Source organism: Arsenicibacter sp. R0_47 (genome assembly GCF_057652235.1).
In genome coordinates, this window is record NZ_JBYFCJ010000020.1 from 1 (window position 1) to 25801 (window position 25801).

At 53.4% G+C, this 25801-nt stretch carries 21 protein-coding genes; 15 read left to right on the forward strand and 6 right to left on the reverse strand.

Features of this window, described 5'->3' with window-relative positions; translation table 11 throughout:
* Positions 1 to 683: 683 nt before the first annotated feature.
* The 4 genes from AC23NW_RS25040 (at position 684) to coaD (ending at position 3288) form a co-directional block, all read left to right on the forward strand.
* Positions 684 to 1121, forward strand: a complete 438-nt coding sequence (locus AC23NW_RS25040) for a CBS domain-containing protein (RefSeq protein WP_071502821.1) — start codon at positions 684 to 686, stop codon at positions 1119 to 1121.
* A 100-nt stretch (positions 1122 to 1221) separates the two neighbouring features.
* Positions 1222 to 1719, forward strand: coding sequence for an NUDIX domain-containing protein (locus AC23NW_RS25045; RefSeq protein WP_293837261.1), 498 nt, complete (start codon positions 1222 to 1224; stop codon positions 1717 to 1719).
* A 71-nt stretch (positions 1720 to 1790) separates the two neighbouring features.
* Positions 1791 to 2672 carry a DUF3822 family protein gene (locus tag AC23NW_RS25050; RefSeq protein WP_487452903.1) on the forward strand — a complete coding sequence of 294 codons (882 nt, stop codon included), beginning with the start codon at positions 1791 to 1793 and terminating at the stop codon, positions 2670 to 2672.
* Positions 2673 to 2823: 151 nt separating this feature from the next.
* Complete coding sequence (gene coaD, locus AC23NW_RS25055) at positions 2824 to 3288, forward strand: pantetheine-phosphate adenylyltransferase (RefSeq protein WP_293837253.1); 465 nt, start codon at positions 2824 to 2826, stop codon at positions 3286 to 3288.
* 16 nt (positions 3289 to 3304) lie between these two features.
* Here coaD and AC23NW_RS25060 read toward each other — a convergent pair whose 3' ends face one another.
* Complete coding sequence (locus AC23NW_RS25060) at positions 3305 to 3976, reverse strand: NUDIX hydrolase (protein ID WP_293837251.1); 672 nt, start codon at positions 3974 to 3976, stop codon at positions 3305 to 3307.
* Positions 3977 to 4160: 184 nt separating this feature from the next.
* Here AC23NW_RS25060 and AC23NW_RS25065 point away from each other — a divergent pair, with 184 nt between their 5' ends.
* The 4 genes from AC23NW_RS25065 to AC23NW_RS25080 all read left to right on the forward strand — a co-directional run bounded on the left by AC23NW_RS25065 (position 4161) and on the right by AC23NW_RS25080 (position 9518).
* Entirely contained in the window at positions 4161 to 5450 is a 1290-nt protein-coding gene (locus tag AC23NW_RS25065) for a hemolysin family protein (protein WP_293837249.1), read from the forward strand.
* A 10-nt stretch (positions 5451 to 5460) separates the two neighbouring features.
* Complete coding sequence (pyrE, locus tag AC23NW_RS25070; protein ID WP_293837247.1) at positions 5461 to 6099, forward strand: orotate phosphoribosyltransferase; 639 nt, start codon at positions 5461 to 5463, stop codon at positions 6097 to 6099.
* A 150-nt stretch (positions 6100 to 6249) separates the two neighbouring features.
* A complete protein-coding gene (locus AC23NW_RS25075) occupies positions 6250 to 6813 on the forward strand; it encodes a phosphonate degradation HD-domain oxygenase (RefSeq protein ID WP_487452904.1) in 564 nt (187 codons plus the stop codon).
* Complete coding sequence (locus tag AC23NW_RS25080; RefSeq protein WP_487452906.1) at positions 6810 to 9518, forward strand: bifunctional YncE family protein/alkaline phosphatase family protein; 2709 nt, start codon at positions 6810 to 6812, stop codon at positions 9516 to 9518. Before AC23NW_RS25075 ends, AC23NW_RS25080 begins: the two co-directional genes overlap by 4 nt.
* Before the next feature lie 137 nt (positions 9519 to 9655).
* Here the strand turns inward: AC23NW_RS25080 and ypfJ are convergent, their stop codons facing one another.
* Together ypfJ and AC23NW_RS25090 are read right to left on the reverse strand one after the other, a co-directional pair.
* On the reverse strand, positions 9656 to 10516 hold the full coding sequence (gene ypfJ, locus AC23NW_RS25085; protein WP_487452907.1) for a KPN_02809 family neutral zinc metallopeptidase: 861 nt from the start codon (positions 10514 to 10516) through the stop codon (positions 9656 to 9658).
* Between the two features lie 109 nt (positions 10517 to 10625).
* Positions 10626 to 11309 (reverse strand): MCP four helix bundle domain-containing protein, encoded by a 684-nt coding sequence (locus AC23NW_RS25090; RefSeq protein ID WP_487452909.1) that lies wholly within the window; start codon positions 11307 to 11309, stop codon positions 10626 to 10628.
* A gap of 142 nt (positions 11310 to 11451) precedes the next feature.
* On the opposite strand from AC23NW_RS25090, the gene AC23NW_RS25095 reads away from it, so the two are divergent.
* From AC23NW_RS25095 to AC23NW_RS25105, 3 genes are all read left to right on the forward strand, one after another.
* Positions 11452 to 15087, forward strand: a complete 3636-nt coding sequence (locus tag AC23NW_RS25095; RefSeq protein ID WP_487452911.1) for a carboxypeptidase-like regulatory domain-containing protein — start codon at positions 11452 to 11454, stop codon at positions 15085 to 15087.
* A 63-nt stretch (positions 15088 to 15150) separates the two neighbouring features.
* Positions 15151 to 16584, forward strand: coding sequence for a Gfo/Idh/MocA family protein (locus AC23NW_RS25100; RefSeq protein WP_487452912.1), 1434 nt, complete (start codon positions 15151 to 15153; stop codon positions 16582 to 16584).
* Positions 16585 to 16682: 98 nt separating this feature from the next.
* Positions 16683 to 18398, forward strand: coding sequence for a M14 family zinc carboxypeptidase (locus AC23NW_RS25105; protein WP_487452914.1), 1716 nt, complete (start codon positions 16683 to 16685; stop codon positions 18396 to 18398).
* Here the strand turns inward: AC23NW_RS25105 and AC23NW_RS25110 are convergent.
* Positions 18331 to 20307: a sensor histidine kinase gene (locus AC23NW_RS25110; RefSeq protein WP_487452916.1), complete on the reverse strand. Its 1977-nt coding sequence runs from the start codon at positions 20305 to 20307 to the stop codon at positions 18331 to 18333. The two genes, AC23NW_RS25105 and AC23NW_RS25110, sit on opposite strands and share 68 nt — an antisense overlap.
* A gap of 200 nt (positions 20308 to 20507) precedes the next feature.
* Here AC23NW_RS25110 and AC23NW_RS25115 point away from each other — a divergent pair, with 200 nt between their 5' ends.
* The 4 genes from AC23NW_RS25115 (at position 20508) to AC23NW_RS25130 (ending at position 24543) form a co-directional block, all read left to right on the forward strand.
* A complete protein-coding gene (locus AC23NW_RS25115) occupies positions 20508 to 21635 on the forward strand; it encodes an MBL fold metallo-hydrolase (RefSeq protein WP_293837230.1) in 1128 nt (375 codons plus the stop codon).
* A 188-nt stretch (positions 21636 to 21823) separates the two neighbouring features.
* A complete protein-coding gene (locus AC23NW_RS25120) occupies positions 21824 to 22222 on the forward strand; it encodes a response regulator (protein WP_487452918.1) in 399 nt (132 codons plus the stop codon).
* A 74-nt stretch (positions 22223 to 22296) separates the two neighbouring features.
* Positions 22297 to 23709 (forward strand): arylsulfatase, encoded by a 1413-nt coding sequence (locus AC23NW_RS25125; protein ID WP_487452919.1) that lies wholly within the window; start codon positions 22297 to 22299, stop codon positions 23707 to 23709.
* A 21-nt stretch (positions 23710 to 23730) separates the two neighbouring features.
* Positions 23731 to 24543, forward strand: a complete 813-nt coding sequence (locus AC23NW_RS25130) for an alpha/beta hydrolase (RefSeq protein ID WP_293837222.1) — start codon at positions 23731 to 23733, stop codon at positions 24541 to 24543.
* Here AC23NW_RS25130 and AC23NW_RS25135 read toward each other — a convergent pair.
* Positions 24533 to 24874 carry a cupin domain-containing protein gene (locus tag AC23NW_RS25135; RefSeq protein ID WP_071502838.1) on the reverse strand — a complete coding sequence of 114 codons (342 nt, stop codon included), beginning with the start codon at positions 24872 to 24874 and terminating at the stop codon, positions 24533 to 24535. The two genes, AC23NW_RS25130 and AC23NW_RS25135, sit on opposite strands and share 11 nt — an antisense overlap.
* Positions 24875 to 24877: 3 nt before the next feature.
* On the reverse strand, positions 24878 to 25681 hold the full coding sequence (locus tag AC23NW_RS25140; protein ID WP_487453035.1) for a glycoside hydrolase family 16 protein: 804 nt from the start codon (positions 25679 to 25681) through the stop codon (positions 24878 to 24880).
* Positions 25682 to 25801 lie beyond the last annotated feature (120 nt).

The window sequence follows — 25801 nt, forward strand, 5'->3', positions numbered from 1 at the left end:
AATCGATCAGTTTGCGGATGATTTTAACTCACTAATCGAATTTATGACCATGCATAGGGTTTTATGAGAAAGCCCTGGATAAGTAAAATGATTCATTGTTGTAGTATTCTATTGATAATGAAGCCAAGTTGTCTTCATATAATAAAACCGAATCTTGTTCGATTCTTTTGAAATTTCCCTCAAATAATATACGCTTCAGACTTCTCTCAACTTCATTTAAATCGTCACAATAAATTGTAGCGTAAATAGCTGTTTCCATATCTTTTCATAATTTAACAAATGGTTTCAGATCAACGCTTTTGCGTCAGCCAATCTCTGACCGGCATCTAATCAACTAATTTACAAGTTTTCATCTCACGCAACAGCATTCAGAGCTAAATCACTACGGCTAAACGGTAATCCCGACTATGCAGAAGCTATTAATTGCTACTGATTTTCTTAGAACAGTACGCCGGTCTGCGACCGGCTAACGTGCGGCCGTGGGTTGCACCACGACCAACGGGGCAAGCCGTGATGATGTAGCCGGTAGTCGGCCCGGACTGACGGGTATGAACTATATCAATCCGGAAGAATCATCAACTTAGTGCAGAATTCTATCGAATTGATCCAATTTCGGACCCGATATGCTTGGATATGTTTTCTCATATGAGTAAATTGAAAACCTATCTAAACCCCTCTGAGCCATGAATATAAAACAAATCTTACAGCGCAAGCCAATCAACACAATTTACTCGGTTAGTCCTGACGAATCGGTTTATCATGCCCTGGAGCTTATGGCCGAGAAAAACATTGGTGCCGTACTGGTCATGGCCGATGGTAATCTGACGGGGATTTTCTCCGAACGGGATTATGCCCGCAAAGGGATTCTGATGGGCCGGGCCTCCAAAGAAACGCACATTCATGAGGTGATGACCAGCAAACTGATTACCGTCACGTCGACCGACAAACTCGAAGACGCGATGCGGATCATGGCCGACAAGCACATCCGCCACCTGCCGGTCGTTGACGAAGGCACGCTGATCGGCATCATCTCCATCAATGACGTGGTTTCGACGATTATTAATGACCAGAAGGCACGAATTAATTCCCTTGAGAGTTATATAACCGGTAGTATGTATTAAAAGAAGGAAAGCAGGTTACGGATTATGCAGCCGTGAACTCTACGGAATTCATAATTCGTAACTATATTTGTTTTTCTCTTTTTTAACCACCGGAATCATTTTGACTGAAATACTCGATAAACCCCGGCAAGAGGTTTTGAAATTATATGGCAACCGGCTCCGTCTTCGCGTATGCGGCCTCTATCGCGAAGGAGATCGTCTGTTAATGGTTCGCCATCGTGGCATTGGCCCGACCGATACGTTCTGGTGCCCTCCCGGGGGAGGCCCGCAGTTCGGTGAGGCAGCGCATGAGGCTCTGGTCCGTGAATTTGTGGAAGAAACCGGCCTCAATATTGCCGTTGGCGACTTGTTGTTTGTCAACGAGTTTATGCAACCGCCGCTGCATGCGCTTGAGTTATTTTTTGACGTTAAAAACCTGGGCGGCAGCATTCATCAGGGATTTGATCCGGAAATGGGTGCCGATGAGCAGATTATCGAAGATGTGCAGATGATGCACTTTGAAGAGATCAAAGCCTACCCGCCCGAAGAAGTACATACGCTTTTTCAGCGGTGTGAATCGCTGGATGATGTCTTCCGCCTGAGGGGATATTTACACTGATCCACTGCCGGCAGTCCGGTCTTAGCCGGACTGCCGGTATTATGTTTGCCTGAATTATTTTGATCGCTACTGTGTCTACTTCACCAACCGTTGCCATTCGTCAGGAATCTTTTGATCCGATTCAGGCCGAACAGGCGACCCTATGCCTCGAAGTAGCCAAAGACCGGTTCCGGTTTGCGATGCTGGATCATGAAGGCCTGTGTGTCTGGCTGGAAGAATTTATGTTTCCGTCGCTCCTGAATGAGCGCCCGCCCCACGACATACTACCAACCATCTTTGAGCAGCATCAGGTATTGTCGCACGGTTCATGGCGGCAGGTGCTGGTATCGGTCAATTCGCCTTCGTTTACGCTGATTCCCAAACCGCTTTTCCGGAAAGAATACGCGGGCAGTTATCTGGCGTTCATGCGTGGCAGTGAACTGATGCCGCACGAGTTTCCGGCCGCCTACCTCCACGCTCATGACCAATGTTATGTGGTCTTCAACATGGACCACCAGCTGAGCGACTTTTTTTCGGCGCAGTATCCGCTACAGCAGCTGTCATTTGTGCACCAGACCAGTACCATCCTTGAGTCCTCCCGGTATTCAGATGGCGGCAAAACGGGTTTACGGCCTGTGCTGACGCTTTATTTTGAGAACGAGTTTGTTACGGCCGTTGTCCGTCAGAGTGGTTCGCTGAAATACAGCAACCGTTTCGGGTACAAAAATCCGGACGACCTTGTGTACTACCTGCTTTACCTGATTGCCGAGCTTCAGCTTACGCCCGATGTGCTGACTGCCGTTCTATTCGGGGAAATAACCCCCTTTTCGGAGACGTATTCACGGTTAGCCGCGTTTTTTCCGAACCTTCGCTTCGGGCAGTCGCCTGCCCCGCTCCGGCTCGCCCCCGATTTTGATGAGCTGCCCGACCACCGCTACCTGAGCCTCTACGGCCTCTGCCTCCTCAGCGACTAAGCACCTGAGTACCCACAAAAGCAAATTGAATTATTCTTTTTTCACACAATCACTATCGCTCTTTCACTCAATCACTCTTTCACTCTTTACTCCCTCTTGTAGGTTTGTAGTTATTTTCTTCGCTAATTCGCCGACACATTCATGTGAGTCAATGAAGCGAATCGCACTTTTCCCGGGCTCTTTCGACCCGTTCACCAAAGGGCACGAAGACATCGTTCTGCGCGGCCTGAATCTGTTCGACGAAGTCGTTATCGGTATTGGCCGTAATGCGAATAAGCAACGCTATTTCGGGCTGGAGCTCATGCAGCAACTGATTGAAGAAACGTTCAGGGAGTACCCGGCGGTCAGGGTGGTATCGTATGATGACCTGACGGCCAATGTTGCCCGCGAGCTGGGCGCCCGTTTTTTATTGCGTGGTTTACGCAATACCACGGATTTCGAATACGAAAACGGCATTTCGCAGGTAAACCGGTATGTCTATGAAGACGTGGAGACGGTTTTTCTGATTACCTCCCCTCATCTGGCACCGATCAGTTCGAGCATCATCCGTGATCTGCACCGGTACCACAAAAACATCGACAATTTTCTGCCGTACAATATTGATCCAAAAAAATAAGCGGTGTTTCCACCGCTTATTTTACCAATGACTCAATCACGTAGCGGATGGAGCTGAACGAGTTGGTCAGCGCCATCTGCGTTTGTTTGGTATCCATCCAGGCCAGTTTTTCAATATCTTCATCTTCCTGCGGGGCCATCTTCCGGTCGTCGATGCAGACCATCCGGTACCACTTGGTCCGTTTCAGAATCCGGTTGCCATTCAGCGTATAGGTATGCCACGTGGTACAGATTTTTTCCTCAATATCGACCCGGACGCCGGTTTCTTCCTCGACTTCCCGCATGGCTCCCTCCTGCGACGATTCACCGTCGTCGAGTTTACCCTTTGGCAGGTCCCACACGCCGCGGCGGAACATGAGGAGCATTTTATTGCCTTTAAACACCACGCCTCCTGCGGCCTTTACCACCTTGTACAGCGTCTTGAAGCGGTCTTCAACCGCCTCTTTATCAAGACAGACAAGCGTTACCGACAACAGGTGTGAGGCATCACTGCTCTGGAGTAAACTATTCAGCTTCTCGGCCGTGGCCGGCGTAGCATTCAGCAGAAGCAAGTGACCATGTAAGGCGCTCTCTTTCAGAACACCGAGCCGGGCGTCGATTACCTTATCAAAATAATCGTGGCTTTCGAGCCGGTCAGTTGCATTACGCCCAATAATTCGGATGGGCCGGTCGTCAATAAAGACAATCATGTAGGGGATGATTACAGCCTGGTTTGTTTTCAAATGCAAGGATAGCCTGCTAAACAACAAACTTATCTTTACAAAAGGCTAAACAGGCGGCTGAAAACTAGTTTTTGGGCAAATTTAGCAAAACCAACATTGTTGCATAGTTAGAACTTATGCTATTTTTGCGTCAGGTCAATTCTCTCCCTTTGTGGAAATACTCATAATACTCTTACTTACGATACTCAACGGCGTCTTCTCCATGTCCGAAATCGCCCTTGTATCCTCCCGTCGGTCAAAACTTGAATCCGCTGCCAAAAACGGCGATCGGCGCGCACAGGTGGCGCTTGATCTGGCTAACGCACCAAACCGCTTTCTATCTACCGTTCAGATTGGTATTACCCTGATCGGTATCCTGTTAGGTATTTTCAGTGGTGACCAGCTCACCACCGATGTCCAGAACTTCATCGCGCAGATTGATATTCTCCAGCCATACTCCCGCTCCGTTGCCGTTGTTCTGGTGCTGCTTATGCTGACGTATACCTCACTGGTGCTCGGCGAGCTCGTACCGAAACGAATCGGTCTGTCGAATCCGGAAGGCATTGCCAAAACCATGGCGGCCCCGATGATTCTGTTATCAAAAATTACGTCGCCGTTTATCAGCCTTCTCAGTGTGTCGAGCGACTTGCTCATCAAGCTGCTCCAGATTAAGCCGAACGAAAGCGCCGTAACGGAAGAAGAAATCAAAAGCCTGATTCAGGAAGGAACCACCGGTGGTGCCATCGAGGAAATTGAACAGGAAATTGTACAGAATGTTTTCCAGCTGGGCGACCGGCGCATTACGTCGCTGATGACTAACCGGCAGGAGATTGTATACCTGGATCTGGAAGAATCGGCCGAAGAAAACATTGAGAAGGTTATTCAGTATAAACATTCGACCTATCCGCTCTGTAACGGCGGTGTGGATGAAGTGGTCGGACTGGTGTATTCGAAGGATTTACTTGGTAAAGATCTTTCCACGGAAATTCTGCGGCTAGACTCGATCAAACGCGAAGTGCTGTATATCCCGGAAAATAACCGTGCCTATCAGGTACTGGAACGGTTCCGCGAACGCCGGCAATACGTGGGCATTATTGTCGATGAATACGGCGGCGTTCTGGGTATTGTGACCCTGAATGATATTCTGGACGCGCTGGTGGGCGATATTTCGGAAACCAGCGAATTCAACTATGAAATCCGGGAGCGCGAAGACGGTAGTTTCCTGATTGATGCCCAGTTGCCGTTCGACGAATTTGTGGAGCACTTCGACATCACGCTGTCGGCCCAGAGCCGCCGCGAACTGACCGGCTTTGATACCCTCGGCGGCTTTGCGCTGCATATCCTGAAGGATATTCCGCAGACCGGCGAAACCTTTACCTGGCATAATTACCAGTTCGAAATTGTGGACATGGACAAGAGCCGGATCGACAAAATGCTGGTCAAGAAACTCTCTGACGAATAAGCTAGTAGTGATGAGTATGGATTCAATAAAAAGTGAAGTTGCCCGCGCGCTCCTCGACGTGAAGGCGGTCCGGTTACGGCCGCAGGAACCGTTTACCTGGAGTTCGGGCTGGAAGTCGCCGATTTACTGCGATAACCGTATTACCCTGTCTTACCCGCCTGCCCGCACGCTGATCAAGCACGCACTGGCACAGGCTGTTCAGGAGCAGTTCCCGGAGGCTGATATCATTGCCGGGGTTGCCACCGCCGGTATCCCGCAGGGGGTACTGGTTGCCGATGCCCTGGCACTCCCTTATTGTTATGTCCGGCCGGAGCCGAAAAAACACGGCATGGGTAACCAGATCGAAGGCCGGCTTGAACCTGGTCAGAAAGTGGTTGTGGTTGAAGACCTGATTTCGACCGGCGGTAGTTCGCTGAAAGTGGTTGACGTGCTGCGTCAGGCCGGTGCAGAGGTGCTGGGCATGGTCGCTATCTTCACCTACGGCTTTCCCGTTGCCGATCAGAACTTCAGCAACAAAGACGTTAAGCTCGTTTGCCTGAGTGATTACACGGCGCTGCTGACCGAAGCGGCGGCCCTCGATTATATTTCTGAATCAGACATGGCTTCGCTCAACGCGTGGCGCGAAAATCCGGCGGTCTGGCAGGGTTAACGGCGCTGCACCGTAGTAAAAAAGAGGCATCTCCTTCGGGGTTGCCTCTTTTTTTTGTTAAAGACCGGATTAACAGAAATTTCACACCGCCAATGGCCTTAGCCGCCGATTTTCGCGTAAGTTAGTGGCCTGTATTTTATCTTATTCTGCATGAACACCCAGCAAACTATAGCCGATATCAGCGCTCTTTTTGACCGTAGCGGGCAGGAAGCCTACTATGGTGAGGACGTTACCCAATTGCAGCATGCCCTGCAATGTGCCCACCTTGCCGAACGTGCAAAACTCGACGACGAATGTATCATTGCCGCCCTGCTGCACGACATCGGTCATTTGCTGCCGTCGGATGTTGCCGAAGAGCACATGGACGGGTACGGCCGCGTAGACCATGAAAAACTGGCGGCCGACTACCTGCGCGAGCGCGGGTTTTCCGAAAAAACCGCGCAGCTGATTGAGCATCATGTGAATGCCAAACGGTATCTGGTGGCGCGTAATCCTGATTACCTGGCCGACCTCTCGGATGCCAGCCTGCAAACGCTGACGTTTCAGGGCGGCCCGATGAGTCCGGAAGAAGCTACTGATTTTGAGCAGAATCCTCACTTTCACGGCATTCTGCAAATGCGCCGCTGGGACGAACTGGCGAAGGATACCGATGCACAAACCCCGTCACTTACGCATTATCTGCAGATCTGCGAACGCTATCTCACTCAGGCATGAAACGATTTCTGTGGGCAATGGCACTTTGCGGCGTAACACCGGCCATAGCCCAGAAAACCTACCAGACCCTACAGGTGCCGGGGCGCACGCAGTTCTGTCAGATCGACACCAACGGGCGCAGCGCCGTTTTACCGAGCGGCCGCCTGGTCACCCCTGCCGGAAACGTTATACGCATCACCAACGACCCCTTCGGTCTGGCCATCGCCCCCGACGGCCGCACCGCCCTGACCCTGCATGACGGTGTTGTTACCGTGGTTGACCTGCCATCACTCAAACCGGCGCGGGTGCCTGACTATGGCCAGCCGGCCAACAGTTCTCCGGTTCGCGGCGGTTCGTTTCTGGGTGTTGCCTTTTCGGCCGACAGCCGGCTTGCCTACCTCAGCAACGGCGATAAAGGCCGGATTATCGTGTTTGACGTTAACCGAAAAACGGCGATCGACAGCATCAGTCTCGACGGGCAGGGCTTCGGCGAAAGCTTTACGTCTGACCTGCTCCTGAACGGCCGCGAATTACTGGCCCTCGACCGCGCCAACTTCCGGATGGTCCGCATCGACCTGGCCACTAAAACCGTTACAGCGTCTATCCCGGTAGGCCGGCAACCCTTCGGCCTCTCGCTGAGCCCGGACAAAAAACTGGCCTTTGTAGCCAACGTGGGCCTGTATGAGTACCCGCTTGTGCCGGGTGTGACACCAGCGAACAAGGACAGCATGATGCTCCGCTTTCCGGCCTACGGGGCACATACCAAAGAATCGCGGGAAGGGGTCGAAATCGAAGGCCGGAAAATCCCCGGACTCGGCGACCCGCTCGACGATGAGGCCATGAGCGTCTGGACCATCGACCTGCAAACCAACAAGGTAGTGGCCAGACATAAAACAGGCGTTCAGATCGGCGAGATGATTGAAGAAGCCGAGGTAGTGGGCGGCAGCAGTCCCAATTCCATCGCCGTCGGGCAGCGCTACGCCTATGTGTCGAATGCGACCAACGATAACATTTCGGTTATTGACTACGTAAAACATAAAATCGTCGGGACAATTCCGCTGAAAGCGGACCGGCGTATCGACCGCTTCAGAGGCCTGATGCCGTTTGGGCTGGCCCTGAGCAACGACGAAAAAACACTGTATGTCGCCCTGCTGGCCTTCAACGCCGTAGCGGTCGTGGATGTGCCGTCTAAGAAAGTAAAGGGGCTGATTCCGACCGGCTGGGGCCCAACCAAACTCGCCCTGTCGGCCGATAACGGAATGGTATATGTAGTCTCGGCCCGTGGTTACGGGGCAGGCCCAAACGGAGGTAAATCCTTTGTCCGGCCACCGCAGGGCACTTATGTCGGCGACATTCAGCTGGGTACGTTTCAGGCCATCCCGGTACCGGGTCCGGACGCGCTTGCGGCTTATACAAAGCAGGTTCTGGCAAATACATTTGACGTAGTTCCGGTTATCGACGACAAAACAAATCCGTTACCGCCGTTGCCTGAAATCCGGCAGTCGCCGATTAAACACATTGTGTACATCACCAAAGAAAACCGCACGTATGACGAAGTGCTCGGGCAGCTTAAAACAGGACGCGGGGACTCAACACTGGCGCGGTATGGTGTGAATGTGACGATTAAAGGCAAAAACCAGGCCGACTCGCTGTTTGGCGTGGCGGTCATGCCGAATCACCAGCGGGTGGCGACGCAGTTTGCGTTTTCCGACAACTTCTACTGCGACTCAGACGCCAGCATTCATGGCCACCACTGGATGATGGGCACCATTCCGAATGAGTGGGTGGAGGCAAATTCGTCAACGTCTGCGACATTCGATGCCTTCTCCAAAGCGCCGGGCCGACGGTTTCCGCGCACCACAGGGGCCATTGATCCTGAGGACTATAACGAAACCGGCGGACTGTGGGAAGCCCTCGAACGGGCAAAGATTTCCTTTTATAACTTCGGCGAGGCCAATGAATACAACGGAGCACACGAAGACGCCAACACCCTGCCGTTCGGTACGGCCCAGCCCGTTGTGTTTCCGATGCCGGGTGCCGCATTCCGGCATACGTCGCGGAACTATGCCGGCTATAATACCAGCATTCCGGACCAGTACCGCATGGAGCAGTTTGAGCAGGAGTTTACGGAAAAGTGGCTGAAAGGCAAGGAGAAAATGCCGCAGCTCATCACCATGCAGGTGCCGAACGACCACGGCTCACGCCCGAGACCCGATGCTGGTTATCCGTTTACGCATTCGTACATGGCCGATAATGATCTGGCAGTAGGCCGCATTCTGCATTTCCTGTCGCGGACACCATATTGGAAAGATATGCTGGTGATTATTACCGAAGACGATCCGCAGGGGGGTGTTGACCATATCGACGGGCACCGGTCGGTGCTGATGATGGCGGGGCCTTACGTGAAGCGGGGATATGTCTCCCACACGCATGGCAATTTCGGGTCTATTCTGAAGGTGATTTATAACACGCTTGGCGTTCCGTACGTCAACCAGTATGACCAGACGGCGTCGCTGCTACAGGACTTTTTTACCGACAAGCCGGACGTTACGCCGTATACGGTTGTGCTGCCCGACAAGCGTATTTTTGACCCGCAAAAGGCAATGAATCCATACGGCAAACCCTTTGACTGGTCGAAGATTCAGACGGGGCCACAGGCCGGTGAGACAAAAATGGATGATCCGGCCCAACAGCGCGCCGAACACTATCGCCAGCAGCAGAATTAAGTATGTAACTGAATAGACTACACTATAAATACGTAGCAAACAAAAATTTACCACATAGGCACATAGAGAAATAAAGATTATATTCTTAAATTTTCTATGTGCCTATGTAGTAAAATAAAAAATATTGGTTTTCCGGTTTATTGCAAATTCCGGTCTTCGCGGCTGTTGAAGGTATCGCCCTGATTCAGGTCACCGGTCTGGAAACCCTTTTTAAACCAGTAAACCCGCTGAGCTGACGTACCGTGGGTAAACGCATCGGGCACTACATAGCCCTGCGACTCTTTCTGCAGCCGGTCGTCACCGATGGCATTGGCCGCCCGCATGGCTTCTTCAATGTCTCCGTCTTCCACTACTTTCAGCGTTTTCTGCGCATAGTGCGCCCAGACACCGGCCAGAAAATCAGCCTGTAACTCCAGGCGTACCGAGAGCTTATTGTATTCTGCCTCACTCACCCGTCCGCGGGCATTATTCACTTTGTCGAGTATCCCCCACTGGTGCTGCAGGTGGTGGCCGACTTCATGGGCAACGACATAGGCCATGGCAAAATCGCCGGGTGCATTGAAGCGCGACGACAGTTCATCGTAAAACGAAAGGTCGATGTATAATTTTTCATCGGCAGGGCAGTAGAACGGTCCCGAAGCGGCCGTAGCTGTTCCGCAGCCCGACTGGGTTCTTCCACGGAAAAGCACCATCGTCGGTTTAGGATATTGCTGGTTCTGCTCCGCCAGCAGTTTCGTCCAGACGTCTTCGGTATCGGCCAGAACAACCTTGACAAACTTAGCGGCTTCATCGTCTGCCTGCGGCCCCGCCGGTGCTTCGGTAGCCACCTGGTCGGACCCCGACTGATTGAATACTTCGGACGGGTCACCGCCCAGCAACATTACGATCAGGGCAATGACCAGGGTACCTATGCCCCCGCCAACCACCATGCCGGTGCCGCCCCCGCCGCCCCGGCGATCTTCTACATTATCACTTTCACGTCTTCCTATCCAACGCATGATTTCTGTTGTTTTGGTTAAAATAGTCCCCAAAGTAAGGAGGAAACCTGATTTCTTGCTAACCTGCAAACCACTTTATCTGATCATTGTTAGGATTATTGAGCGAATGTCAGTTCAGGTGAAAAGGCTGCGAATCCTTGTTGATCAGCTTTGACTGATGGATCAGTCCCAGAATCAGCAGGCCGACCACAATCGCACTGACTATCTGAATCATGGATACCAGATTAAATACCGACGACTCACTTTTCGATTCCATCATCAGCGCCCGGCCTTCTGCCGATTGAATGGCGGTCAGTTCATGGACTTCCCCCATTAAGGCCTGAAATGTCTGCGCGCTCCTGCCTTTCACCAGTTCATCGAGTGCCTGCGCTTTGTCTTTCCGGTACAGCGTCAGCAGGTCGCGCTCCTGTCCGTTGTAGCGGGCCAGCTGCTGCTTAAAGAGTTGCAGGCCTCTGGTTTCGCCGTCAACCAGAAACGTCTTTTCGTAGGCTGTCAGCAGGGAATCAATACGGCCCTGATGCATCCGTTGCTGGCTCACAAAAAAGGCTTCATCCGGCGACCGGCCCAGAATCATCTGCTTTTGCAGCGCAATGCGTTTAGTAAACAGGCTCTCCGTTAGGTATACCATATCAATAGCCGGCATCAGCCGGTCAGCGTAAATGGACGAAAACGATTGGTTGATGCTGCGTATGTTCTTCCGGGAGATAAAGGTATTCAGCGTAATGATGGCCATGATGCCGCTTAACAGCAAAGCCGCTTTCAGTTTTTGTTGTATGACGAATGACCACTTCATAAGTGTTTTTCCATTGAGTGTTACACATATACAGTCCGACAGACTATTATATTTGTAACGAACCTACAAAAAATTGTATAATAACACCTAATCCGGTTGCTGTCCGGTGCCTTTTATGCAGTTTTTCTTCCTTAACCTGGCTATGCTGACCCGACTAACTGCCCCATTCCTGTGTTGTGTCCTGTATCTGACCGGCTGGCTCGTGATCAGTCAGGCTGCCTGTGCGCAGGAAACGGCAACAATCCTCCGCGGAACCGTGACCGATGCCGAAACCCATCAGCCGATTCCGGCCGCCAACGTGTACATCAGCGGCACGACAAGGGGAACCACCACCGACGAAAAAGGCAATTACGTACTGACAAACGTGCCGCAGAACACCATTGAACTGGTCGTCTCTTTTACGGGTTACGAGCCCTTCCGGCAACGCCTGCGCCCAACCGGCAAACCCGTCGATGTCGCACTCCGGATTACCGTGCTGCAGGAACTGGTGGTGGTTGCCAAACGAGATAAGGCATGGCTACAGAACGCCCGCACCGTCGAGAAAGAGCTGCTGGGCCAATCCCCCTTTGCCGGCGACTGCCGCCTGCTGAACGCCGAAGTCCTGAGCTTTACCGAAACAGCAGGCGTATTAACGGCGCGGGCGGCCGAACCGCTGCGATTCGAAAACCTGTCACTGGGGTATCAGATTACTTACCAGCTCGTTGGCTTCCGGTTCGAGCCGGGCAAGGGGACATTCTACGCCGGACATACGCTCTTTGCCGAACTTACGCCGACATCTGAGAAACAAAACCGCCAGTGGCAGCGCAACCGGTTGCAGGCCTACCGCGGATCACTACGGCATTTTATGACCGCCCTGCTGCAAAACCGGCTGGAAGACGAAAAATTTCTGGTCTACCGCGAAGACGTTACAACCCCCATCGCCAAAAACTCCGTGCCAATGCTGAGCAGCGAACTGGGCAATCACCTGAAACCGTTTGACGCACAGGCCGCTCTGACCGCCGGGCAGGTACCCAATGAACGGGTGCTGACAAGCTACCTGCCGCTGGTTGTATTCTATACGCCGGTCTCGTCCCGTTTTTCTCCCTACCGTGATGCCCAGTACGCGTACTCTCAGCTGGTTTTTCCGCAACGTTCCATCGACATCAGTACGAGCGGACTGATTGTGAAACCTAATGGCTTTGAGGCCCGGGGCTACCTGAGTAACGACCGGCTGGCCAGTGCCTTACCCGATGACTGGACACCGGAAACGCCCATTAAGGGCGACCCGCAACCCAAACCGGTTACGGCGCAGGCCGGGCAGCCCGGCCCGGCAGCGCCGCTGATCCGACCCGCCGATAAGCGGCTTGACTCGCTCCGGCAGGTGTGGCGTAGCCAGCCCAACAGTAAAGCACTGTTTGTACACATCGACAAACCGGTATACCTGACCGGCGACCGGATCTGGTGCAGCATCTATGCCCTGCAACGCCGGACGCACCAGCCCGATACCAGCGACACCGGTCCGGCAGTACGGCTTGAACTCTGGTCGTCAGATCGGCGGCTGGTCAGTCAGCAATGGGTTGCCATCCATGTTGGCCGGGGAGAAACATCGGTCTATTTACCGGACTCCCTCGCGGACGGGATGTATCAGCTCCGTGCGTACACCGACGCAGACCGGTTGGCGAACCGCCCGCCCTTCGAGCGCACGATCCCGGTCCTGCAATCAGCTGCGCAACCAACTACGCCGACGCCGGCCGCTCCGGTGCTTAACGGTGATTCCGACATGCAGCTGCTGCCCGAAGGCGGCAATATGGTAGCCGGATTACCCGTCCGGTTTGGCATCCGTGCCCTCAATGCCGCCGGTAAGGGGCAACCGGTGCAGGGACGCATCCTGGATGCGGCCGGTCAGGAGCTTACCCGTTTTCAGACCAATGCACTGGGGTTCGGCCAGGTCGAACTACCCGCTGCTCCGGCTCCTGCCCAACGGCTTACGGCCCACATGGTAGCGCCTCAAAACAAGCAGGTTACCTTACCTCCATCCTTACCCGAAGGCCTGACGCTACGGACCAGTCTGGCAGCAGACTCCGGTCAGGTGCTGGTGCGGATAATGGCTTCGGCAGCGTATCAGCACCGGACTGCCTATCTGATTGCCCAGAGCCGCGGACGGGTGATCGACGCATTGGTACTGGGTTTATCCGGCAAACCGGCAGACGTGACCCTCAATACCGCTAACTTTCCGGCGGGTGTAGCCCAACTGACACTATACGATTCACTGGGCCGGCCGCAAGCCGAGCGACTCGTCTTTATCCCCGAGCGGCGGCCGGCGATTCGGGCGGATTTCGACCTGTCATCGGCCCCCGCGGCCAACCAGACTACCATTACCCTCCGGCTGAGCGATGGCACACCCGTACCGGTACAGGCCCTGCTGTCGGTTGCCGTTACGAGCGATGCGCAGGTACCAGCCGATACGGTTGCCGCTGACATACCCGTTCACCTGCTGCTGACCGGCGAATTAGCGGGTGTGGTCGAACAGCCACGGGTATATTTCCGGAATCGTTCCCGCCAAACCTGGCAGGCCCTTGATCAGGTGTTGCTGACGCAGGGCTGGCGGTCGATCCGCACGCAGCCGGTTGACCGCATAGCGACAAAGGCCCCGGAAACTGCCGACATAACCTTGCGGGGTCAGGTCGTTAATCTACAGAATGAACCCCTGAACGGGCTGAACATGGTACTGACCGTAATGGGCGGCCAGCGATGGCAGGTTAAGCAAACCACTACCGGCGCCGATGGCCGGTTTGCCATAGACGGATTAGTACTCACCGATTCGACGCAGCTGCGGGTTCAGCTTTCGGATGCAACCAAACGGGAGATTAAGGCAAAGGTTGTTTTTGATAACAGTGCAGGTACATTTGTGACGCAGCCTATGCTTTCTCCGGTTGATTCAGCACCGGCCGCGCTGGCGACCGTGCTCACCGGGGGCCGTGAGCGGCAGGCAGCGGATCCTGCGCAATACCGGCAGGCAGGGGCCAAACTCCTGAAAGAGGTCGTGGTAAAAGCACCGGTCACCGATGAACGTCCCGAAAGCATCCGGCGGCGGAGTATGCACGACCGTGTTGATCAGACCATTATCGTTACCGACCAGAAACGCGCCGGTCAGACGAGCTTGTATACGCTGCTCCGTAACCTGTCGGGCATCAGCGTTACCGAGGTCGATAACAAAGGCAGCCTTGCCTATAACGTCCGCATCTACGGTACCGGCCCTACCGCAGGGATTACCAGCCTCAATGTCACCCCGCGCTCGCTGGAAGCGAATCCGTACACGGCCCGGCAAGTCGTCAGTAATACGTTTTCCAACCCGTTATTCCTCGTTGACGGGTATCCGGTTCAGGACGACGACGGGCGGCAGCTCCTCCTGTTCCAGGCGACTGACATTGAACGGATTGAGATTCTGAAAAGCGCTACCGCCAGCATTTATGGTGTCCGGGGCAATAACGGCATCATTGCCTTTTACACACGGCAGGGCGCCGGAACAACGGGTAATGCGGGCAGCACGGCATTTTATAAACTACCAGGCTATACCGTACACCGTGATTTTTTAACGACCCGCTTTCCGGCGGGGCGCACACCCGTACCACCTGCCCTGCTGGATGTTATCGGCTGGTTTCCGGCGGCAGTTACCGACAGACAGGGCCGGTTTGAAGCCCTGTTGCCGGTACCGAAACTTCCGGCACGGACCCGCATTACGATTCAGGGCATTACCCCTTCAGGGGATCCTGTTTCGATCAGCCAGCCGCTTAATTAATGCCGGTATATCCGGGGGCCGGTCTGCTTTTAACACTATACGTTTAAACCCGATCTGACAAGCATGCAATCGACGCGTCGCAACTTCATCAAAGGTGTTACAGCAGCCTCTGCGCTGGCTGCCACACAGAGCATGGCCGGTCCGTTTTCCATTATCCGGAACCTGAAAAAAGTAAGCCCCAACGACAAAATCCGGATTGCCACCATTGGCATGGGTATTCAGGGAAATTATGACACACAGGCCGCCCTCCGCAATCCGGATGTTGAACTCGTGGCCGTGGCTGACCTCTACGACGGGCGGCTCGAACATGCGAAGACGGCGTTCAGCAAAGACCTTTTTACGACCCGCGACTATCGGGAAATTCTGGCCCGCAAAGACATTGATGCCGTACTGGTCGTAACCCCGGATCACTGGCACGACCACATTACCATTGCCGCCCTGAAAGCAGGCAAGCACGTATACTGCGAGAAACCGATGGTTCACCACATCAACGAAGGCAAAGCCGTAATTGATGCCTGGAAAAAATCGGGCAAAACCATGCAGGTTGGCAGTCAGCGGATCAGCAGTGCTGCCTTTCAGGAAGCGAAACGACTCGTACAGGCCGGCGACATCGGAGCGATCAACTACATTGAGTCGAACAGCGACCGGTTTAACGCCATCGGTGCCTGGAACTATTCCATTCCAACCGATGCATCGACCCAAACCCTCGACTGGGACCGGTTTCTGGGCGATGCGCCTAAACGCCCGTTTGATGCAACCCGCTTCTTCCGCTGGCGGAATTACCGCGATTACGGCACCGGTGTGGCCGGTGACCTGTTTGTACACCTCATTACGGGTGTTCACTTCGTTACCAACTCCATGGGCCCGAACCGGATTTATTCGTCGGGCAACCTGGCCTACTGGAAAGACGGCCGCGATGTGCCGGATGTGATGACCTCCGTCATGGATTACCCCAAAAGCGATCAGCACGAAGCATTCCAGATGGTGCTACGGGTCAACTTTGCCAACGCCGGCAAGATCAATAACATGACCAGGATTATCGGCAACGAGGGACAAATCGAGTTCTCGGAAAACGGCCTCATCATGACGAAGAAAAAGCTGCCGCTTGCGCCAGGCTACGGAGGCTACGACAGCTATTTCACCTTTACCGAAGACGTTCAGAAAGAATTCACCAAACAGTACGACGCCAAATACCCGCCCGAAACCCGCGCCACCGAACCGGTCAAAGAGGTTAAATTTGAATCCCCGAAAAACGACGATGCCCACGCCCGCCACTTCGGTGATTTCTTCGACAACATCCGGAAAGGCAGCCAGGGAACGATTGAAGATCCGGTTTTCGGCTTCCGCGCGGCCGCGCCCGTACTGGCCTGCAACGAAAGTTATTTCGAGAAAAAAGTGGTGTACTGGGACCCGTTGACAATGACCCAGAAAACCGGCCCCGGCACGGCGAAGCCCGTTGCTAAAAAACCGGTGGCGGCAGCGGCGACGAAAAAGTAACCGGTTTTCTGCTGTATCTACAGGGCGCGGACTTTCATCCGCGCCTTTTTGCGCTTATTTTCGGGCCTTAAACCGGCCGCGTGCTACTTCCGATCAACATGACTAAACAACTCCTCTGGCTGGCTTGCCTCCTGCCGCTTTTTGCCGTTGCGCAACCGAAACCAACGCTCATTTCCCGCTACGAAAAAACCAAAGGACAGGAAACGGCCACCTACGCCGAAATCATTGACTGGTACAAACAGCTCGACCGGCAGTATGAACAGGCAAAACTGATTGAGATCGGAAAGACGGACATCGGCAAACCGCTTCACCTTTTCCTGATTGCGGCCGACAAAAACTTTCAGCCGGCCCCGCAGCGGGTTACGCTCCTGATCAACAACGGCATTCACCCCGGCGAACCCGAAGGCATTGACGCCACCATGATGTGGGCCCGCGACATGCTGGCATTGGGTCAGCTGCCCAAAAATGTCCTGCTCGCCATCGTGCCGGTTTACAATGTCGATGGCTGCCTGAACCGCGGGGTGTCGCGCATTAACCAGAACGGACCCATCGAATACGGATTTCGCGGCAATTCCCGCAACTTCGACCTCAACCGCGATTTTATCAAAAACGATACCGAAAACGCCCGGTCGTGGCAACGGATGTTTCAGCAGCTGAAACCACACGTCATGATCGACAATCACACCAGCAACGGCGCTGACTACCAACACATTCTGACTTATTTTGCTACGCAGAAGGACAAACTACACCCGCTGGTGGCGGGCTACATGAGTCAGTCGTTTCAGCCGGAACTGGACAAGGCCCTGACTGCCCGCCGGTTTGAGCCGGTGCCCTACGTCAATAACTTTTCCAATACGCCCGAAAGCGGCATTGCCGGGTTTAACGACATGCCCCGCTATTCGTCGGGATACGCGGCGCTGTTCAACTGCTTTAGCTTCGTGGTCGAACTTCACATGCTAAAAGATTACCCGTCGCGGGTAGACGGTACCCGTGCGTTTATGGAAGAATCACTGAAGCTGGTTGAGCGGGACGCCCGGAAAATCATTACCAACAAACAGCAGGCCGATCAGGCGCTGACCACCCAGGCAACCTTCGCCGTAAGCTGGAAGCTTGACCGCTCAAAAACCGATTCGATTCCGTTTGCCGGCTTCCGCGCCGGAAACAAACCCAGCGACGTGTCGGGCCTGAACCGGCTGTATTACGACCGGTCAGCCCCGTTCCGGAAGCAGATTCCGTACTGGAACCACTTTGTACCCGAGGTGCAGGTCAAACGCCCGAACGCCTACCTGATTCCGCAGGGGTGGACGGCCATTACTGAGCGGCTGGAGCGTAACGGCGTCCGGCTCCGGCGACTGACAAAAGACAGCCTGATGACCGTAAACGCCTATTTTGTGACGGATGTAAAAAATCCGGCCCGTCCCTACGAAGGTCATTTTCTGCACACGGGCGTACAATTACGGACAGAATCCGTAACGATACAGGCCTATGCCGGTGATGTTATTGTCCCGGTGAATCAGGCCAGTAACCGGTATATCGTTGAAACACTGGAGCCTCAGGGGAGTGACTCATTCTTCGCCTGGAATTTCTTTGACAGCATTCTGGACCAGAAAGAGCATTTTTCAGCGTATGTATTTGAAGAGGTAGCGGCTGATCTGCTGAAAAAAGACCCGAAACTACAGCAGTTGCTGGCGGAGAAAAAAGCGGCCGACAAAGCATTTGCCGAAAGTGCGGCCGCGCAGCTTGAGTTTATTTACCGGTATTCACCGTATTACGAGCGAACGCATACCCGCTATCCGGTTTACCGGCTTGAATAGTCAGATTCGGTAGATAAATCCGGAAGGTAGCCCCCTGATCCGGCTGGCCTTCGGCGATGATTGTACCGCCGTGGTTCTCGGCAACCTTCTTGCAGATAGACAACCCAACGCCTGTACCCGAATAATGCTGCCGGGTGTGCAGGCGTTGGAACACTTCGAAAATCCGTTCTGCGTACCGGGGCTCAAAACCAATACCGTTATCAGCCAGCGTAATCTCATAGTAGGAATCGCCTGTTATACTCAACAGCGCAGGCACATTTGCTGCCGCCAGCAACCGGCAGGTAATACCGATAACCGGCGGGGTTTTCTCCCGCCGGAACTTAATGGAGTTGGCGATCAGGTTCTGAAACAATTGCCGCAGCTGCACGGCATCGCCTGCTAAGACTGGTAACCGGTCGTACAGAATAAGTGCATTGGTTTCGCGCATTGCCACATCAAGATCCTCCAGAACGTCGGTAATTACCTCATTCAGGTTGACCGGGCGGAATACGTCACGATTTGTGCTTACCCGCGAATAGGCCAGTAAGTCACGGATCAGCAGCGACATACGACCCGATGCCGACTGCATCCGGATAATCAGGTCGCGGCCAGTCAAACCCAGCTGCGGCTCAAACTGGTTCAGCAGTAAATCACCGAATGACTGGATTTTGCGCAGCGGCTCCTGCAGGTCGTGGCTGGCAACGTAGGCAAACTGCTGTAAACTCTCATTTGACCGCCTTAGCTCTTTATTGATCGTTTCCAGGCGCGACTGATCCTGATAGCTCTGCGAAATGTCGATCCCGGCCAGAATAAAGCCGTCGCCAAACTTCACCGCCGACAGCCGGTACCAGTGGTTACCAAAAAGCCGGTCCACTTCCATACGCTCGTCCTGTTCCACGACCCGGATATAGGCATCGAATGCCCCTGTTGTTTTCAGGACCGGCGAAATGGTCAGCAGGGTTGTTTTCAGGGCTTCTTCCACCGTACTGCCGATGATGTCTGCCACCATCTGGTTCATCAGCAACACCTTGAAGTCAATAATGGCGCCCGACCCATCCCGCACTGATTCATACTGCGCAAAGCCGATCGGTGCATTCGTCAGCATACTGTTCAGCAGATCGGCCTGGCGCTGCTTTTCCTGCTGCGACCGTTTCAGCTCGGTAATATCCAGAAATGACAACACAATATGTTCGTCTTTCCGGACACCCTGCACCTGATACCACAGGTCGTAACCGTCAAAGGTGTAATGATTATGGTATTGCACCGGCTCTCCGGTATCCGCCAGTTTTTTATACAGCTGCCAGATACCGCTTTTTTCAATACCCGGAAACGTTTCCCGCATGGTGCGGCCAAGCAGCTCCTGCGACTTGCGGCCGGTCATCCGCTCCGCCATCTGGTTAATCAGTTCGTAGCGCAGGTCAACCACTTCCCGGGTTTCCTCATCCCGTACAATACTGTAAAGGCCAATGGCAGTCAGCGAACTATCCGTTACAAACTGAAGCTGTTCAACATGCTTGCGGCGTTGCTCACGGGCCATGGTCTCCGCATTTATTTCGGCCGTGCGGTCACGGGTGATACTGAGGACACCGTCTTCCCAGCGTTTACGGTTAACGTAGAAATATTTTTTGACGAGGGGATTATAGTAATTATACTCCTTGGTGATACCAGTCTGAAAAACCTCTCTGTACTGTTCAAACAAGGTTACGACAAACTCAGAAGCAGACTGGTTATCGGCAATCAGCAGAGAACCGTCCTCACACATGAAACCTTCGCCTGTGACTTCATGCGCCCTCCGGTTTGCATACCGGAAAACAAAGTCCAGAATCTCACCTTGTTCATTGTATACGGGTAAAAGCCAGGCAATTGCGTCCGGAAGGTTATCTAATAATTTTGTCTGCACCGTTTGAGCAGGGTGATCGAAGTTTGCCATCGCCAGGTCAGCCCGTAAACGGGAAATAATAAGTCAGCAATATGTAACTCTTATCGCACAATCAGCGGCCATTTAATAGGTTTAATGCCCCTCAATTCTGACAAAAAGCCCGAATCCTCATTAGTTTTCTTTCATATTTCCGGGAACCGGGTGGCTGCCCGGTCTGTTTCACCCTCAGCGCATAACCTGCCTCTTTCCTGATGAAACGAAAACTGAAAATGATACTGTATATAACCCTTGGTATTCTCGTAGTTGCCGCCCTTGGCGTTGTTATTTTTATGAATACTGCTCCGCAGCTGGGTGCTGTCCCGACCGGTGAACGCCTGAAACGCATGGAGGCGTCCCCGAACTACAAAGACGGTGTTTTTCAGAACCTTGTCCCTACGCCGCTGGAGATTCCGGTTTCGCTGATGGCATCGTCGGCCTACAAAATGCTGGTTGGGTTTCCGGAGGCAGAACCGGCAACGCCCATTAAAACAGTGCCGCTGGATCACTCGAAATTTACCGGTCCCGGTTCGGCTACTGAAGTGGCCGTTTCGTGGTTCGGTCATTCGTCGGTGCTGATCCGGATGGAAGGCAAAACGATTCTTACCGATCCGGTTTTCGGCGAACGCGCGTCAACGTTCTCGTTTATGGGCCCGAAGCGCTTTAATTACGACCACCATGTTACGGTCGATGATCTGCCGCCGCTGGATGCCGTCATTCTCTCGCACGACCACTACGACCACCTGGATTACCCGACTATTCTCCAGCTGAAAGGTAAGGTAAAACGCTTTTTTGTACCGCTGGGTGTGGGTGCCCATCTGGAAAAATGGGGTATTGACCCCGCCTTCATTACCGAACTCGACTGGTGGCAATCGGCAAAATTAGGAGACCTTGAACTGGTATGTGCCCCATCACGCCATTTTTCGGGCCGCAGTTTTAAACGGAACGGTACGCTCTGGAGCTCATGGGTGCTGCTGGGCCGTGAACGCCGCGTCTATTTCGGAGCCGATTCGGGCTATTACCCCGGCTTTAAAATGATTGGTGAGAAATACGGCCCGTTTGATCTGGCTTTGCTGGAATGTGGTGCCTACAACGAAGCCTGGGCCAATATTCACATGATGCCGGAAGAAACGGCGCAGGCTCAGGTTGATGTGAAGGCGAAAAAACTGATCCCGATTCACTGGGCGAAGTTTAACCTGGCTCCGCATCCGTGGCGTGAACCCATCCGGCGGATTACGAAAAAATCGGCTGAGCTCGGCACTACCCTGATCACACCACGTATCGGCGAAGTCACGGTGCTGGATGTCTATATGCCTCAAAATCAATGGTGGGAATCGTATTAAAATACATAAAAATGTACGTTTTTGCCATTTTTATGTTACCTTTGACTAGTTCCCCCCATTAGAACGCTACCAATAACGTAAATGCTTAACGATAACAGTCGCTTTCAGGCTGACTGTAGTGGCCGGCAAAACCGGCCAAAATGTGTTGATCATGTTTTTGGTGTCAAACTTGTACGTTGCTTATTCTTATGAAAGTTGACCAATCTATATGGCTGGTAGACGATGATGCTGACGATCAGTATCTATTTAAAAAAGCGTTCCGGGAGGCAAATCCAAACCTGCAGGTTTGTACGCTTGACGACGGGAACGAACTGCTTGCCAGACTTCATGCCACAAACGAACCGCCCCGTGTAATTGTCATGGACTTAAATATGAGTCCGATGACGGGACTCGAAACGCTCGAACAAGTCCGGCTGATGCCAAAATTCCGGCAGCTTCCGGTCATTATTCTGTCGAGTTCATCAAGCCCGAATGACATTAATTCGTCGATGGGTCTGGGCGCGAACGAATACTTCACCAAACCAGGCAATTTTACCTCACTGGTTAAGCTGGCAGGGCATATAAAGGAAAAATGGCTTACTGTCTGATACTACCGGAGACATTTCCTATGAATTAGTATATACTTTTTGTTGTCTTGGTGCAGGTACTTTATACTTGCACCATGCGACGATTTTTCTCCGTATTCTGTCTTGCCGTAGCCCTGCTTAGTGGTTCCGGTTTATTACCGGCCAGCGCCCAGCAAAAACGGCCGAATATTATCTTTATTCTGGCTGATGATCTCGGGTACGGGAATCTGGGCAGCTACAACGCGAAAAACCGCATACCAACCCCCAATCTTGACAGGATGGCAAAGGAAGGTACGCGGTTTACCCGTTTTTATGCGGGCAGTACCGTGTGTGCGCCTTCCCGCTGTGCCCTGATGACGGGCAAGCACATGGGCCATGCCTATGTGCGCGGCAACGGCGATGTATCGCTGCGGGCGCAGGATACCACGCTGGCCCAACGTCTACAGACCAATGGCTACGCTACGGGGATGTTCGGCAAATGGGGCCTCGGCCGGGAAGACGATGCCGGCTCGCCCGAACGCAAAGGCTTTGACGAGTTCCTTGGCTACCTCAACCAGCGCCACGCGCACAATTACTTCACAAACTTTCTGTTTGAGGTTAAAGACCGGAAAATAAACCGGCTTTCGCTCGATACTACAGTCTATACCCACGACCTTATTTTCGACCGGGCCTTGTCGTTCGTGAAAGCCAATAAAGACCAGCCTTTTTTCCTGTACCTGCCCGTTACGATTCCGCACGCCGAACTGAAAACGCCGGCCAGCTACATGCAGCCGTTCCTCAACGCCGATGGCAACAGCAAACTCCCGCCCGAAACCCCGTTTTACCAGAACGGCCGGTCATACAGTACGCAGTTACAGCCACACGCTGCCTTTGCGGCCATGGTTCACAAGCTCGACGGTGATGTGGGCCGGTTGCTGAGTCTGTTGAAAGAGCTCGGCCTCGATGACAATACTTATGTGTTCTTTACCAGCGACAACGGCCCGCATAAAGAAGGCGGCGGAGACCCTGAGTTTTTCAACAGCAGCGGCCCTCTGCGGGGCATTAAACGGGATTTGTACGAAGGCGGTATCCGCGTACCGATGATCGTACGGGCGCCGGGCCGCGTACCGGCCAACCGCCAAAGCGATGCGATCTGGGCCTTCTGGGATATCTTGCCAACCGTTGGCCAACTGACCGGCACACCGTCACCGAAAGCCACTGACGGACTGTCGTTTGCCCCAACCTTGCTGGGTAAAAAGCAGACACAGACCCATCCGTATCTGTTCTGGCAATTCAACGAAGGCGCTTTTAAGGAAGCCATTGTACAGGGCAACTGGAAGCTGGTGCGCGTCAAAAACAAAGGCAAAGCCGAAACCGTGGAGTTATACGACCTGAGCAAGGATACCGGCGAAACCCGTGATCTGGCCGCCGCAAATCCGCAGAAAGTAAAGGAGATGCGCGCCCTACTGACCGCCGCCAAATCTCCCGCCGAAAACCAGCTCTTTAACTGGGACTCCGTTGAAAACTAACATTCCTCATTATACATCCCCATGAACCGCATTTTTCTAATCCTCTCCTTTTCACTTTTTTTCGTCCTTACGGCACTGGCCGGCCGGGTAGACACCGTTCAGGTGCAGAGCGCAGCGATGAACAAGACTATTCCCTGCGTCATTATCTCACCCGACCAATATACGCTTGGCAATGAGCGGTTTCCGGTTGTCTACCTCCTGCACGGCTATGGCGGCAAATACAGCGACTGGATTAAGCAGGTGCCGGAGCTGGCGCTGATGGCCGACCGCTACGGCGTCATGATCGTTTGCCCGAGCGGGGCTAACAGCTGGTATATCGACAGCCCGCTGGAGCCTTCCCTGCGCTATGAAACGTTTGTCGGTAAGGAGTTACCGGGCTATATCGACAACACTTACCGTACGCTGGCCGACCGCGACCACCGGGCCATTACCGGTCTGTCGATGGGCGGGCACGGAGCCCTTTACCTCGCAATCCGTCACCGCGATACGTTCGGGCAGGCGGGTAGTCTGAGCGGCGGGGTGGATATCCGGCCGTTCCCGAATAACTGGGAAATCAAAAAATCACTGGGCGAAATCGGTACAAATCCGGAGAACTGGGAGCGCAATACGGTCATCAACGTTGCCGACAGCCTGAAAAATAAGGATTTACGCTTATTCATCGACTGCGGCACCGCTGATTTCTTTTTTGAGGTAAACCGCAACCTGCATAAGAAGCTGCTGGAGCGCGGTATCGAGCACGATTACATTGAACGGCCGGGCGCCCATACCTGGGCATACTGGCGCGAGAACGTCGAATACCATCTGCTCTTTTTCCGGCGCGGCTTTAAGAAATAAAGTCTTCGCGCATGGGTGTAAATACATCGACCAGAACACCGGCTTCGAGGGCCAGCGCGCCGTGGGGAAGGTTGGGCGGCATGTGGTACACGTCGCCCTGTTTAAGGATATGTTTCTCGCCGTCGATGGTGATTTCAAAGCGGCCGCTTTCGACATAACTCATCTGGGTGTGGTAGTGGTGATGAATCGCCCCTACTCCACCCGCTTCGAAGGCCACTTTAACGAGCATCAGGTTGGCATCAAAGGCCAGTATCTTGCGCCGCACACCGTCGCCGACCTGTTCCCAGGCCACATCCTCGTCACGGACAACTAATTTTTGTTCAGTGGTCATACGTTAGTTCTGTTTCTGATACACCCGGACATAGTCGATTTCGTACTTTGCCGGAAAGGTGGTAGTCGCCGGATCACCGCCGTTGTCGCCGCCAATAGCCAGGTTGACCAGCAGGTAATGCGGCTGCATAAACGGGTTGGTCTGCGTTCCGTCGCGGTTGATGGTTTCGGTCAGCGGCACCGATCGCAGCAACTGGTCATCGACATACAAGTTTATGGCTTTCTCATCCCAATCCATGCGCCAGACATGAAATTTATTCGCCCATCCGGGGTCGTTAAATTCCGTCAGCGGCTTTTTAGTACTGCGCCATTCGGCGGTATAGCGTTTTTCGGTCCCCCAGGCTACATTGGCCAGCAACATGCCCCGGTAATATTCCATAATGTCAATTTCGCCGTTGCTTGGCCATTCGCCCGACACGCCTAAGGTCCAGAATGCGGGCCACATCCCCGGTTGCACATTGATCCGGCCGCGCAGTTCAAACCGGCCATACTGCCAGCTGTGAAGCCCCTGCGTTTTCAGGCTGGATGCCGTGTAGTCAATAAACTGACGGTTGTTTTTCCAGTTCTTACTCCCCGCTTCGTAGTCCGGATTGGCTTTTTGTTCCTTACGTGCTTCAATGATCAGGAACCCATCCCGGCAATAGGCATTATCCGGCTGGTACCATTGCAGCTCGTGGTTACGGACAAACCCCTGCTCGAATTTCCAGTTTTTCGGATCAGGTTTACCGTTGCCGGAAAATTCATCGGCCCAGACCAGTTTCCAGCCATCATAAGCCGGTGCCTGCTGCCCGGCGACCGACAGGCTCATCCCAAGACCGGCAAACAGGCTAAGCCATCCTCTTTTTTTCATATGCGAAACGTTGATTTTCTCTTTTGCAAAGCGTGCTGAACCGGCAATTTACCAGCAAATCTGAAAAATCTTTTGCCC